This window comes from Colwellia sp. C2M11, assembly GCF_018860915.1.
Taxonomy (GTDB): Bacteria; Pseudomonadota; Gammaproteobacteria; order Enterobacterales; family Alteromonadaceae; genus Colwellia.
In genome coordinates this window covers 1-15,114 of record NZ_JAHKQD010000008.1, presented here as the reverse complement: position 1 = coordinate 15,114, position 15,114 = coordinate 1, and the positions used below count along the sequence as shown (strand labels likewise).

The following is a 15,114-nucleotide window of genomic DNA, read 5'->3' as shown; positions in this document are numbered from 1 at the left end:
GGGAGTTCCCATGTGAGAGTAGGACATTGCTAAACTTCTATTTAGAGAAGCCCGATTCGAAAGAGTCGGGTTTTTTGCTTTCTGAGATAAAGTTACCTGACTCCTCGACAACTGCTCCTGCGTTGTTCTAATTTCCTACATCCATGTAGGGAATTCGTTCATACTGCCGCGGCGCTCAGAAGTGAAACGCAGTAGCGCTCGAAGGTATAAGCGTGTGGGTGTTCTTCTCTTTATGTGAGACCGTTCCTGTGCATCCTGCACTCCTTATTATAAAAGCGGAAGCCTGTTACGAAGGTAACGGGCTTTTTGCTGTTTGAGAGTTATTAGTATTACTAATGATTTAACTAACACATTTAATTTCAATTTGCTCTGTAGATAAATTAAGTTTTTCGAGCCGTTTTTTCTCTTGTTTTTGTGGTGGGCACAAACTGGCATTATTATAATAGGCGATACATTCGAAGCATTGTACGCATTCGTTATAATCTATAGATCCTGATGGAGTAATGGCTTTAATATCACATTTATGATGACAAAGTGTACATGGACTGCCGCATTCTTTACGTCTACTTAGCCACTTAATTGGATGAAACCTGCCAAGTAGTGATAATCCTGCACCAAGAGGGCAGAGATAACGACAGTAAAACTTATTAATATATAATCCTAGACCTAATATCACTATAGCATAAATTACAAAGGGCCAAGTACGAACAAACATTAAAGTGAACGTTGTTTTAAAAGGTTCAACTTCAGCCATTACTTCAGCCATAACATTGGCATATAGTGATAATCCAACTAAGAATAACAACACACCATACTTTACCAGTTGTAGTTTTTTATGTAGTGGATAGGTTATTTTAAGTTGTCGTATTCGCCATTTCTTAGCTAACCAACCCAGCATTTCCTGTAAGGCGCCAAAAGGGCAAAGCCAGCCGCAGAATAAGCCACGACCCACAAGGAAAAGACTAATAAATACATATGACCAGAGAATGAAAATGATTGGATCCATTAGATAGGTTTGAATGTCAAAGCCGTTAAAGAGTGAATGCAGAATTGGAAATATGTTTACTACTGATAATTGTCCTTGTGCATACCAGCCAATAAACACTATGGTATAAATTAAAAAAATCCAACGGACACGATGAAATAATGTAAAACGTCGGGAAAGTTGATGCTGATAAATAAAAAGAAAAGTTAAAATCAACAGACTTAACACTAGTATAGTAATCTCACTAGATCTGTTATGCCAAAGCTCTAACCATAAGGGGAGGGAAGTATTATTATTGTCTAATTCAGGGTAACTATAAAGAGACTTCGGGAGTTGATAATCTATTGGGAACACGGAAGATACCTGGTTTAACCAAGGATTATTTCCATAAGAAACGGTTAATGATAAGGTCCAAGGAGATCCAGGATCAAATCCTGAATGTGATTTTATTCTATATATATTTAAGGCTTCCGCTCCTCTATAGGCTTCTTTTTTACCTTCATATAAATCATAAAAGTTTAAATCACGAATTTCTATCGGTACATCATTTTGTAATATTGATAGTCGATCTGGAATTGAGGCAGGTATAAAATCTTTATCAACATGGTGGTAAGCACCGTAAGACCAAATACCAATAGCATGTTCACCTTCATTTAAGCGCTGCATTAACAGTTTGTAGTCATTACCTAATAGGTTTTTACCTATCATCGGAGAATTAAGATAAGCAAAATGCAAATCTACGAACGTTGATTTATTTATCTTATTAGTGACGGCTATTTTTTCCACTATATTATCGTCATCAAATGCCTGTGCTACATCAGAATTAGTAAGGGTTAACTTAGTAAGATAATTTCTCTTTTCCAGTGCTTTAATATCAAGAGGTTCATAAGTGTTTAAAATATCGGCAACGGCATTACTTGTAAAGCCATCGAGGGTTTTACGGGCAATAGCTAATGAAGATAATAATACTGATTCGTTGATTACAACCACTGAAACTGTTGCTTTTGTAATTCCATCGATCGCCACATGAGTGCTGTTTGACGTCTTACCAACCTTAATACTATCTAAAACTGATAGACCAGCATATTGTTTAACAAAATCAAATAGTGGTTGCTCACCAAAGCCATGCAAAAATATTGGCTCTTGATGTTCGACAACGAGAACACCAGCTAACTTTCCTTCTAGGTCTATGCCAATTAGCATATCTACAGGCTCACCAGAAAAGGCTGGTAGCGCAACAACGTCTTGAGAATGAAAGAGGTAGCCAACCAAATTTCCCACCTGATATACAGGCCAAACAGGTGGTGAAGATTCTTTTTTACCTATTGAAGTAGCATGAGGGAATATTTCATTCCAGCCATCAGGTGAGTCGGTTGATAATGCAAAAGTAAAGGTTGATGCCAAAAAAAATAAACTCATTAATAATAATGACTTACAGAGTGTTAACCTATTCATTGTATTTGTTTTTTGCTAAAAGATGAGTTCATGATTTGTTCCTTTTTATAGTTTGAATAGAGATACAAATTGTATTTTTTATCACCAATGTTATCAGCAATAACTGCTTATTCGATTATCATCTTAAAACCCAAATTACGGTCATCACCATGCAACTATAAGACTATTTCTCTCATTATTTAGTCTTAACTATCTATCACTCTGTTAGGTTACTACCGAGTAATAATGTCATTTTCTTACCAAGAAGATCTTTGTCAAATGTCCTCCGAAGGCTAAGAGAATTGCAATATTTCCAAACCTTCAAACTGTCAGCTGGGGGAGTAGTTCCTTAGCAAAAAATTACCAAAAACATCAGTAAATTTATTTGATAAAAACATTATTACTAACACGCAAACCTTAAGAACTATTTGAGCTATACCTTTGGATAAGCCTTTTAATTATGCTATGGGATAGGTTAATTCATACTAAAGTATTGTTCGTGTTAGTTATTGATAAATAATAATTATTTTTAATGTTAGGCCTGGGTTTATCATTCTTGAAAACAGATTACTAAAAGGAATTATTCCTATAGCGTCATTACCAACAAGACGATTAATATTTAACCGAAGGAAGTATTGTGATTTAAAAATAGTAGGGTGATAGATATTAAAAAATCATTAGCGATTTAGTAAAAACATGGAGCTATTCCTACTAAATAAACCGATAGAACACGATGGTTAAACTGGAGTGGTAGACAAATAAGAATCAGAGATCCTTCACTGTGACAAGCAATACATCTTTGTAGTAGATGCTTCATAGTTTTTATTAAATAAATCGTTTTTTACCTAGCTGAATAGCTACAATTAATAGAGGAAATAATATGCAAACACCAATAGATAATTCTCGTCAAACGCCGGGATCAAAAAAATGGGCACTTCACCGTATTGCTGTAGGTATTGCGACTGTTGTAATGGCAAGTGCCGCTTTGAATGTGCAAGCCGATTCAAGCAAAGTAACTTGGGACGATATCCTTAATGATCAACAAACAACCACAGATGTATTAGGTTATGGTATGGGAGTAAAAGCACAGCGCTATAGTGACTTAACTCAGATTAATACGGACACGATTAAAGCGATGGTTCCACAGTGGACAATGTCATTTGGCGACGAAAAGCAGCGAGGACAAGAGACTCAAGCGTTATATCATGAAGGTGTACTTTATGTGACGGCTTCTTACTCTAGAATTTTTGCAATGGATGCGCGAACAGGTAAAAAGCTATGGACTTACAGTCATCGTTTACCTGAAGATATTCGCCCTTGTTGTGACGTGGTAAACCGTGGTGCAGCTATTTATGGTGATAAAGTTTATTTTGGTACGCTAGATGCGCGAATAGTTGCACTTGATAAAAAAACAGGTAAAAGGGTTTGGAATAAGAAATTTGGCGATCACAAAGCTGGTTATACTATGACCGGTGCTCCGACTATCATCAAGGATAAGAAAACTGGACGTGTTATGCTCATTCACGGTTCTTCTGGTGATGAATTTGGCATTGTTGGTAAGTTGTTTGCTCGAGATACGGAAACCGGTGAAGAAATATGGATGCGTCCTTTTGTTGAAGGGCATATGGGACGTCTTAATGGTAAAGAAAGTACGCCAACTGGCGATGTGCGTGCACCTTCTTGGCCACGTGATGAAAATGGTGAATTGGTGGAAGCTTGGCATCATGGTGGCGGCGCCCCGTGGCAAAGTGCTAGCTTTGATGTAGATAACAATACTATTATTATTGGTGCCGGTAATCCTGCACCATGGAACGGTTGGGCACGTACTGGTAAAGATGGAAAGCCAGCTGATTACGATAGTCTTTATACCTCAGGGCAATTAGGTGTTGATCCTACTACTGGTGAAGTGAAATGGTTCTATCAACATACACCTAACGATGCTTGGGATTTCTCAGGTAACAATGAACTTGTTCTATTTGAATATGAAGAGAATGGCAAAGTTGTCGAAGCGACTGCTCATGCCGATCGTAATGGCTTTTTTTATGTTGTTAATCGAGAAGACGGCAAGTTTATTAAAGCTTTCCCATTCGTTGAAAACATTTCCTGGGCAACTCATATCGACCCTATCACTGGCCGTCCGGTGGAAGTAGAAGGTCAACGTCCGCCAAAACCAGAGCCAGGAGAGAAACGTGGTAAAAGTATTGAAGTATCACCACCTTTCTTAGGTGCTAAAAACTGGAATCCGATGGCTTATAGCCAAGATACAGGTTTGTTCTATATTGGCGCTAACCACTGGAAAGAAGATTATTGGACTGAACAAGTTAAGTATACTAAAGGCTCTGCGTATCTTGGACAAGGGTTTAGTATTAAACGTATGTTTGATGATCACGTTGGTAATTTACGAGCTATTGATCCGGTAAGTGGTGAAATTGTTTGGCAACATAAAGAAGAATTACCACTTTGGGCTGGTGTTTTAGCAACTAAAGGTAACCTTGTATTTACAGGTACTGGTGATGGATTCTTCAAAGCATTTAATGCCAAAACTGGTGAAGAGCTTTGGAAGTTCCAAACCGGTAGTGGCATAATCTCTAGTCCTATTACTTGGGAAATGGACGGTGAGCAGTATGTTGGCGTAGCGTCAGGATATGGTGGTGCAGTACCTTTATGGGGCGGCGGCATGGCTGATTTAACTAAACCAGTATCTCAAGGTGGATCTTTCTGGGTATTTAAAGTACCTAAGTGGGCAAAAGGTATCGCACGTGTTGAGTAAACTGATTCGTATCGATAAATAATGTTAACACAGGTCAGTAAAGTTGACCTGTGTTGTACCACACGGGAGATGAAGATGATAATGAAACAACTATTTTTTACGCTAATTTTATTACATGTCAGCAGTCAGTTGGCTCAAGCGGAAGAAGTCACCGAAAGACGAATAGGCAACTGTGTAATTATGCCTAAAACTAATTGTGCCGGTGCTGATTTACGTAATGCCGATTTGCGGCATGCTAAATTAGGCAATGCTAACCTTGCCGGTGCTGATCTTCGAGGAGCAAACTTAGTTCGTGCAGACTTGCGTCATGCGAACCTTAAAGGGGCCGATCTTCGAGGAGCAAACTTAGAATCAGTACAGGCGTGGGCGGCATTTTTGCAAGGCGCTAAACTTAATAAAGCTAATTTACGCGGTGGTGGTTTTGAATTTGCTCGGTTGAGCGGTGCTAAGCTAATTGATGCTGACTTACGAGCAGCTAATTTTGAAATGGCTTGGTTTGCTAAAGCCGACCTAACGAGAGCTAATCTAAAAAATGCTAATGTGCAAGAAGCCAAGTTTTACGATGCTAATTTTAAAGATGCAGTAATGGATGGTGTATTCAAACGCTATGCCATTTTTCAGGGGGCTTATATGGAAGGTTGCGAACTTTGCCCACATGACTGGTAAGTTGAAAAGTACAAGTAAGTATATAAGTGGCTCTAAAAGCTAAATATCATAAATGTAAAGCCTCTGCTATTGCAGTAAACAAGGCGTTGAGGCTTCCAATATGTTTTCAGTTAAGCGCCTTCATGATTGTTAGAGGGCTTAATTGCATTCCTTTTATATTTTTTTACAAGATTGTCTTTTAATAAAAGAACAAGGAAGGACAATTTTTTGTGGCGGAGTTTCATCGTCACTAATTTTATCAAGTAACAACTTTGTTGCCTCTCTACCTACTTCATAAGGGTTTTGGGTTATTACTGTAATAGGTACTTTTAAATACTCAGCCATTGGTAGCTCATCAAAAGCTAATAGTGAAACATCATCAGGTATTGAAATATTCTCGTTATTAAACGCTGTTAATAATTCAGTCGTAATAGGTAAATGCTGTGTAAAAAATACCGTTGGTGGGTTAGCAGCAGCAAGCATACTTTTTGGTGATTGTTGAAAACCGGTATTTCGGTGCCAATATTGAACCAATTGTTGATCAACAGGAATGTTATGTTTTTCTAAAGCATCGGTATAGCCAAGGTAACGGTCTTTTCTTGATTTCATACTCTGAAAATCTTGAGTAAGAAAACAGATTCGTTTATGTCCTAATTCTATTAAGTATTCCGTTGCGTCGAACGCCGCTTTTCGATAATCAGAAACAATTATATTTTTTTCATTGCCATCATGTTCAAGTTGAAAATGAACAATAGGTAGACCGTTATTAATATATTTATCAATTAATTTTGTATTTTGACCTGAAGACGCAATAATAATTCCGTCTACACGTAATTGGTACAATGTCTCTAGCGACTTTGCTTCAACCTCGGGATCAACATCTGTATTATATATTAATACGTTGTAGTCACTTTTTTTACAATAGTCATCAATCCCTCTAAGGGTGCGGCTTGTATAGAAGCCGGTAATATCCCTTACTATTACTCCTATTGTTTTAGTCTTATTCATTTTTAAACTACGAGCAATAGGGTTTGGTACATAATCAAGCTCTTCTATAGCCAGCTTTATGCGTTCTTTTGTCTTTTCTGACATGTAATCAAAACGGCCGTTTAGGTACTGAGATACCGTACTTTTTGAAACACCGGCAAGCTCTGCGACATCAATTAACTTTATTTTTTTTTGCATGTATATTTTCTTTGAAAGTCCAAATACTTGAATGTTGACATTTTGCAATATTATGATAACTTAATCAACTAAATCGGTTTAGTAAATTGGTTTACTAATCATTATCAATTACTTTAGCAACCTAATAAAAGGCAAAAAGAGTGGAAATTTCGAATGTTGAATATCTAGTGATCGTTGGATACCTTCTGCTGATCATTATCGTTGGTCTTGTTTTCAAAAAGTTTTCGGCGAATACCGACGATTACTTTAAAGGGGGCAGCAAAGGAACGTGGTGGCTAGTTGGTAGTAGTGCTTTTATGAGTGCATTTAGTGCGTGGACTTTTACCGGTGCTGCTGGTATCGCCTACGAGTCAGGGTTCTCGGCCATGTTTATATTCTTTGGTAACGTACTTGGCTTTTTCGTCAATTACCTTTTTATGGGACCTTGGTTACGCCAAATGAGGGTGACTACTTTTCCTGAAGCTATTGCTGGTCGCTTTGGTGAGAAAACTCGTGATTTCTACGCATACTATGAAGTACCAATCCGTATTTTATATTCCGCTATGGCACTTTACGGTTTAGGTATTTTTTGTTCTGCCGTATTTGGCTACGACATTAATTACGTTATCGTTGTTTGTGGTGTTGTTGTTTTACTTTATTCTGCAACTGGTGGACGCTGGGCTGTTATGGCGACTGACTTCTTACAAGGTCTAATTTTAGTGCCACTTACCTTAATTGTTGCCTATCTTTGCTTAGATGCGTTGGGCGGAGTTGAAAATTTATTTGTGAAAATAGAGGAGCAAGGGTTAACCGAAGAATATAGTATGATCAACTCCGCGACCCTGTTTGGTGGTGCGTATACATGGGGCTGGGCAAGTGCCATGATGGCAAAACAATTTATTGTCTTCAACTCAATGAATGCTGCGCCACGTTACTTTTCTGTTAAAGATGGGAAAGAAGCCAAAAAAGCCGCGTTGCTTTGTTCAGTATTAATGTTGGTAGGTAGTGTTATTTGGTTCTTACCGCCCATTACCGCTCGATTATTATACCCAGATCTTGTTATGGCGTTTGATATCGCTAAGCCTGCTGAGGCAAGTTACGCTGTTGCAAGTATTAGTTTGTTACCTGTAGGGCTTGTTGGCTTGATCGTTGTTGCGATTCTTGCGGCGACCATGAGCTCTATGGATACAGGCCTTAATACCAATGTTGCCATATTAATCAAAGATATTTATCCAAAAATATCACGTAAACTTAGTTGGCAAGCTAAAAAAGAATCCGAACTATTAAACTACGGGCGTACCTTAACGTGGGTAATGGGTTTTTTGATTGTATTGCTAGCGCTATATTTTGCCCAGCAAGATGGCTCCGGAATATTTGAAATCATGCTGCAAGTCGGAACACTACTTTCTATGCCAATTACAATTCCGTTACTTTTAGGCATGTTTATTCGACAAACACCTTGGTGGGCTGCGTTGTTCTCAATAGCCTGTGCGTTGATCTTTTCTAGCTTAGCTTACTTTGAAGTGCCACTAAGTTACTTAGGATTTTCACAAGCCTATAGTGATAGTTTCGAATGGAACTTCCAACAACAGTTCTTCGGCGTGATGGGATCTGGCACGTTTGGCTTTTTATTTTCAACACTTTTTGCACCAAATCAAAGATCCGCGCATCGTCAAATGGTTGACAAATTCTTCACCAATATGAAAACACCTATCGATTTTGAAAAAGAAGTAGGTGAGGGCAATGATTTAAGTCAACTTATCGCTATTGGGCGCTTTGGTGTGGCAGTAGCTGGTTTCATTGCCTTGATGCTGATCATTCCAAATCCACTAGAAGGCAGAATAGTTATTCTGGTACTTGCAGTGACAATTGGGGTAATTAGTTTGTTAATGCTCAACGCGGGGAAGGAGCCCGTTACTAAAACCAAGGATGCGGAATCACAAATAAAATAATGAGACTTATTTTCTCAAGAGTTTACTGATTCTCATTATTTATCACTTTTTATTACAGGAATTAACAATGAATTATTTACTTATAAACGACCAACTTGATGTTTTAAAAGCAGAGCTCAAGACTTGTCGTAAAGAACATTTGACTCGACTTTTAGAGCAATGCAGCGCGTATGAAAACGAAGTGTTATCAGTAGAACATCCGCATACTAGTATTACTTATATAGGAATGGCTGCGGCAAACTTAAGTTTGGCCTATTTATTAACTGAACAAGACCATTACTTGCAAGAAGCAAAGCGTTGGATTTTTACTGCGGTTAATTATGATGTTTGGGGATATGGATTTTTAGTCGATGTGGATCTTAGTGCGTCATGGTTACTGTATGGTTTAGGGCTCTCCTACGATTGGATAAAAGAATATTTAACTGAAGAAGAGCGTAGTCAATTTCTTAATAAATTGATCCTGCAAGGCAATAAGATTTTTGATTACGGCCAAAAGAACTTAGGCCATTGTTGGTCGACCAACTATTGGCAAAATCATAACTGGATTAATTATTCAGGCTTATTAACTACAGCTTATGCTATTCGCTCTGAGCACCAAGGTGCTAAAGTATGGATTGATGAAATCAAAGACAACTTTGAAAAAGTATTTGAATACCTGCCTGAAGATGGCTCTAACTACGAAGGAACAGGATATTGGCGATACGCGATTAACTTCTTCTTATCTGCGGCCGATTATATTCGTGAAGACGGTGGTCCAAACTACTTTGATGCAGGCTTTTTAAAAAATTCATTCGACTATCGTATTTACCAGTCTGCGCCTAACTGGGAAGAGAACATTAACTTTGCCGATGTGCATGATAGAAGAAGCTCTCATTCCATTTCTGCTTACTACAAAATAGCATCAGAATATAATAATGGTCAGGCGCAATGGTTAGGTGAAATGGTACGCACTAAGTTCTTATTTAGGGAAGCTTATCAAAGTAAAATTTTTCCAGGTATTTTACCTGAGGCTTTCTTAGAGTTAATTTGGTTTAACCCTGAGATAGAAGAAAAGTCACCAGAAGCGCTGCCGTTAACCAAATACTTCCCAGATCTTGGTCTTGTGGTTATGCGTTCTAGCTGGGACACAGATGCTACGCATCTTTCATTTAAATCAAGCCCTGCTGGCGGTCATAAGCAATGGGAACTCAGCTGGAAGTTAGACAAAGAAAACGATTGGAAAACCCGTAGTTTGACCCATTATCACGTAGATTTTAATCACTTTATACTAATACATAATGGCGCGTCCTTAGCGATTGATGAGGGCTACAACCGCACATCTAAAGCGGAAGTTCACAACTTGATTACGGTTGATGGTACCGGTTGTGTTGGTGAGAAAATATGGGATGAAGGGGATTTAAGTGATCCAAAATTATTCGATTTAAACTGTAAAGGCATTCATAACGTATGGCGAGATATGCCAGAAGAAGCCATTGCAAAAATTGAAGCTTTTTCTAATGATAATGGCTATACCTATGTGGTTGGCGAATCGAGTAAAATGTATTATCCAGAAATGGAATTAACACGTAATGCACGCCATATCATTAATAGCGAATGCGGCTATTTCATCTTTTTAGACGAACTAGAGAGTGAGCTAGAGCACACATATACTTGGCGTATGCATTCAGAAAAATATGCAAATCAAGTAAGTCAAAACCAGTTTGAAATTGTTAATGGGACTGGCGCGCTTAACGTATTTACGGTATTCCCAGAAGTGAGAGCAACGAAAGTTGATGAAACCTTAGTTGAAGAAATAATGACGCCTCAACGTCCGGATGATATTCGTCGCATTAGCTTAAAAACATTATTAATTGAGAACCCAGAAAAAAGTAAAAATAGTTATTTCCTTAATGTACTTCAGCCTAAAGATGCTATTCAAGGTGACGCGAGTGATAACATTTCAGTGACGTCGATTAAAGGTGAACACTGTATTGGTGTTGAAATAACCTCGAAAGATCATATTGAAACCTTTATTTTTTCTAATGAAAATAAAATTGCTTATCAAGACATTCAAGCGGAATCAAAATGGGTTTCTGTTTTAAAGGATAAAGCGGGTAAGGTAATTAAAACGACAAGTTACGATGGCGTGCTGTAGGCCTTTGACAAGTAATTAATCAATAAGCCATTAATGCAATCGCTAAATTAGCGATTGTTAGTTCCTGGGCTATGAATCATGAATATCGAAAAGTGAGTAATAACTCAGTCATAAATAATGATTAGGAGATAAAGTAAATGTTAGAAAAATTCAATTTAGCGGGTAAAGTCGCCTTAGTTACAGGCTGTAAACGTGGCATTGGTAAAGCTATTGCGCTTGGGTTGGCAGAAGCTGGCGCGGATATTATTGGGGTTTCAGCCAGTTTAGAATCAAAAGGCTCTGGCGTTGAAAAAGAAGTAACGGCACTGGGACGTCGCTTTAAAGGTTATCAATGTGATTTTTCTGACCGCCAAGCGTTGTATTCATTTATTAAAGAGGTTAAAGCTGACTCTCCTAAAATTGATATTTTAGTGAATAATGCCGGTACTATTTTACGTGCACCCGCTGTAGAGCACGGAGATGAGTTGTGGGACAAAGTTATCGATGTGAACTTAAATTCTCAATTTATTCTTAGTCGCGAAATTGGTAAAGAAATGGTTGCTCGTGGCGCGGGTAAGATTATTTTTACTGCTTCGTTATTAACCTTTCAAGGTGGGGTTACGGTTCCTGGCTATGCAGCTAGTAAAGGTGCGATAGGGCAGTTAGTAATGGCACTATCAAATGAATGGGCTGGGCAAGGCGTAAATGTGAATGCGATTGCGCCTGGGTATATAGATACAGACAATACTGAAGCCTTACGTAATGATCCAGAACGCTCCGCTTCTATTTTAGCTAGAATTCCACAAGGTCGTTGGGGTAAACCAGAAGACTTTAAAGGACCTGCTGTGTTTTTAGCGTCTGACGCCGCAAGCTATGTAAATGGTACTACTTTATTAGTGGATGGTGGATGGATGGGCCGATAATAAGTAATGCTATTTCAATAGTTTATTATTAGTTATAGTAAGTGTAGCCGTTATATTTTTTTAGTTAGTTTCCGGTACATAATAACCGTTAGTAAGATCAGAAGACGATATCGATTATAGAATTTTTATATCGATGATTAAATTGAAGAACAGTTTACCCGCTTCCCTCTACAACTATTTATCTGTTGTAGGGGGCTTTTTAATAAAGGTTATTTCTTGATGAATTCTAGTGCGTATGTTCGGCGTAATTTTGCATTAGCATGGCCACTCGCTTTTAATGCGTTGCTAGTACAATCGATGTTAATGATTGATACATTGCTCGTTGCACCACTGGGAGAGCTACCTGTTGCCGCGATGGGTATTGCCACAACGATAGTGGCATTTGTATTAGGTCTTGAAATTGCTATTGGTAATGGTATTCAACTTTTGGTCGGCAGAGCTTTCGGCTCAGATAATAAGGCTGATTTAGCGGTAGCATATTGGTCTGGCTTGCTGATCAATATATCAACCTCCTTTGTTTTTCTGTTTATTTTATCCTTGTGGGGTACTGATTTAGTTGCTTTTATTACTGATGACAGTGATTTAGCACAGCTGGCGAATAAATATATATCCATCACTAAATATATCGTGGTGATAACAGCATACACGCAAGTTTGTACGGCTTTTTGTAATGGTCAAGGTAATTCCAAAGTACCATTAAAAGGCTTTATGATTGAATTACCGGTTAATGCCTTACTTAGCTATTTGCTGATAAACGGGTTTGCAACACATCAAGGGCTGGGTGTCGAAGGAGCAGCTTGGGGCAGTTTAATTGCAGTATTCTTAAGAGCGATATTTTTTTACTTGGCTTTGCACACTGATAATAAAGTCGATTTGACATACCCTAAAAATAGACACTTTTGGTTAGAGATTGGCCCTCAATACCGTGAAATATATCCTATAGCGGCTAACTTTTTTGTTTTATCCGTTGGGGCGACTGTTTACCAACTATTGTTCGCTCAATTGGATCTGTTCTCGTTTGTTGCTATTACCTTGATTTTTCCTTGGGTTCGCGCTGGTACGCAATTTCCGAATGCTTGGGCTCAAGCTTCAGGCATCAGTATTAGTCAGTTGCTCGGGCAAAAAGAAACCAGCGACCTAAAGCATTTTGTTACTAGCTGTACAAAAGTCGGCATGACGCTGTCGGTAATTATTGCGGGACTATTTTTTATACTCAGCCAATGTATTAGATGGGTCTATCCAGATATTGAACCTGAAACTCAAACAGCGCTAATGATTATTGCGCCGCTTTATATCGTTCTGCCAATTATTCGTGCCTACAATACTGTTGCCGGAAATATTCTTCGCGCATTGGGAAATAGTAATCTGGTGCTTAAAATTCACTTTGTAACACAATGGGCGATCTCTCTGCCAGTATGCGCAGTATTAGTTTTGTATTTTGAGGTATCCATTTTTTGGGCATTCGCCATGATACCAATAGAAGAACTGCTCAAAACCATCCCTTTTTATCGCTATAAGAAAACTTATATAAGCCGTTTATGATATTACTTATTGATAAATGATATCATTTTAGCTTAATCAATATACTTACTGACTTATAGTAGATTGATAGCTCTAGGGAATCTTAATTGATACGAAAGCGGGCGTTAACTGTTGTTCACTGACTGGCAAATAAGAGCGTTTATAAATCTTATTTTAGTAGCGTATTCATTATAAATATAATACCTTCAATAAACAGAATGGCTTTTACAAAGAATGCATAATACAAATGCTGCTTAAATACATTTCCGTCATTATCCTTTTAGTCTCTTTTAATACAGTTGCAAACGAAACACTAAACGTTGGTTCGGACGAGTGGTGTCCTTATATTTGCAATGAAGTACACAAGCCAGGTGTATTAATTGAGGTCATAAATGAAATTGCTAAACATAATGGTTTAGATATTAATTTTAATATTATCCCCCTCGCACGTTCATTAATACTGCTGCAACAATCAAAATTAGATATGGTGTTAGCTTTAACCGCTGAACATATTGAAGAATATCATTTAAAACGAAGCCTGAAAGTTTATGGTGGTTGGTATAATGATTTTTATGTCATAAAAACAAACCCGTGGAAATTTAGCTCTATAGAAAGTCTAAAAAAAGAGATTGAACAGGGTAACACTCTAGGAATAATTAAAGGTTATAAATATAGCGATGGAATAACTCAGCTCCAAGAAACTTCAGGGCAACATATATATTCAGCCTCAGGTAACAGTCCATTATCTAATATATTAATGATGTTAAGTAAGCAACGAATATCAATGGTATTGGATTCGCGCTTTAATATTGAATATGAACTTCAAAACAGCAATATTTCCAATTTAAAATATGCTGGTACAGATGGTGATTTTGTTCCTCTTTATATTGGTTATTCTCCTGAATTTAAAGTCAAATACATCAATATATTTGACCAGGGCTTAATAAAGCTAAGAGCAACAGGTCAACTATCAAAAATTTTAAAGCGTTACGGTATTCCTGATTGGCAAGCGAAGAGTCTCAATTAGTTTAATGGTATGTCGCCTTTTGGCTAGCTGAATAAGCCGCTAATTTTCACTAGCCAATGTTAACAAAGATAGGAAAGCTGACATAAGCCTTAGCTTATCTAAGTGTAACTATTTCGACAACTAATTAGCTAAAAAATTAATCATGCCACCCACAATAACGGCAGACAATAATAGACAGCCTCTTTAGCTTTTTTGGGTTACTCAAATATCTATTAAGTCGAGGGAATTAAGATTATCTTCGGAGATATTATGAATGTTGGTGAAATGGTTGAATTTAAGCCGAGTTAAAACCGTTATTTTGAAATAACATAAAATTAAATAACTAGTAGCGCTTTTAGTGTGTGGGTTATGCGCTATTCAAACAGGCTCTTGCATTGGCTATGCCATGTGTACGTTGCAAACCAACATGTTCGCTAAATTCACATAAGTGCTCAACGGTACCTACTGCACCCGTAAAGATACCTTCAAAATTAGTGGTCAGTTTTAACCAGCTTTCATCACTGATATACAGTCTTGTTAAAATGCTTGCGGTTTTGCTGTTAATGGCACCACGTTTATCATCACGCAAAATACGTCCGGT

At 37.8% G+C, this 15,114-nt stretch carries 9 protein-coding genes and 1 pseudogene; 7 read left to right on the top strand and 3 right to left on the bottom strand.

Going from position 1 to position 15,114, the window contains the following annotated elements:
* Positions 1–340 precede the first annotated feature (340 nt).
* Positions 341–2,404: a NosR/NirI family protein gene (locus tag KO509_RS01945; RefSeq protein ID WP_215971607.1), complete on the bottom strand. Its 2,064-nt coding sequence runs from the start codon at positions 2,402–2,404 to the stop codon at positions 341–343.
* 895 nt (positions 2,405–3,299) lie between these two features.
* Here KO509_RS01945 and KO509_RS01940 point away from each other — a divergent pair.
* Together KO509_RS01940 and KO509_RS01935 are read left to right on the top strand one after the other, a co-directional pair.
* Entirely contained in the window at positions 3,300–5,189 is a 1,890-nt protein-coding gene (locus KO509_RS01940; RefSeq protein ID WP_215971606.1) for a PQQ-dependent methanol/ethanol family dehydrogenase, read from the top strand.
* Between the two features lie 81 nt (positions 5,190–5,270).
* Positions 5,271–5,855 (top strand): pentapeptide repeat-containing protein, encoded by a 585-nt coding sequence (locus KO509_RS01935; protein ID WP_215971605.1) that lies wholly within the window; start codon positions 5,271–5,273, stop codon positions 5,853–5,855.
* Positions 5,856–6,008: 153 nt separating this feature from the next.
* Here KO509_RS01935 and KO509_RS01930 read toward each other — a convergent pair whose 3' ends face one another.
* Positions 6,009–7,019, bottom strand: a complete 1,011-nt coding sequence (locus KO509_RS01930; protein WP_215971604.1) for a LacI family DNA-binding transcriptional regulator — start codon at positions 7,017–7,019, stop codon at positions 6,009–6,011.
* 140 nt (positions 7,020–7,159) lie between these two features.
* On the opposite strand from KO509_RS01930, the gene KO509_RS01925 reads away from it, so the two are divergent.
* The 5 genes from KO509_RS01925 (at position 7,160) to KO509_RS01905 (ending at position 14,534) form a co-directional block, all read left to right on the top strand.
* Positions 7,160–8,950: a hypothetical protein gene (locus tag KO509_RS01925; RefSeq protein WP_215971603.1), complete on the top strand. Its 1,791-nt coding sequence runs from the start codon at positions 7,160–7,162 to the stop codon at positions 8,948–8,950.
* 67 nt (positions 8,951–9,017) lie between these two features.
* Positions 9,018–11,084 (top strand): DUF4962 domain-containing protein, encoded by a 2,067-nt coding sequence (locus tag KO509_RS01920; protein WP_215971602.1) that lies wholly within the window; start codon positions 9,018–9,020, stop codon positions 11,082–11,084.
* A gap of 137 nt (positions 11,085–11,221) precedes the next feature.
* Positions 11,222–11,986: a 2,5-didehydro-3-deoxy-L-galactonate 5-reductase gene (locus KO509_RS01915; RefSeq protein WP_215971601.1), complete on the top strand. Its 765-nt coding sequence runs from the start codon at positions 11,222–11,224 to the stop codon at positions 11,984–11,986.
* A gap of 219 nt (positions 11,987–12,205) precedes the next feature.
* Positions 12,206–13,528, top strand: a complete 1,323-nt coding sequence (locus KO509_RS01910; RefSeq protein ID WP_252727337.1) for an MATE family efflux transporter — start codon at positions 12,206–12,208, stop codon at positions 13,526–13,528.
* Positions 13,529–13,754: 226 nt separating this feature from the next.
* Positions 13,755–14,534, top strand: a complete 780-nt coding sequence (locus KO509_RS01905) for a transporter substrate-binding domain-containing protein (protein ID WP_215971599.1) — start codon at positions 13,755–13,757, stop codon at positions 14,532–14,534.
* A gap of 346 nt (positions 14,535–14,880) precedes the next feature.
* Here the strand turns inward: KO509_RS01905 and KO509_RS01900 are convergent.
* Positions 14,881–15,114, bottom strand: a pseudogene (locus KO509_RS01900) (transposase); the annotation flags it as partial.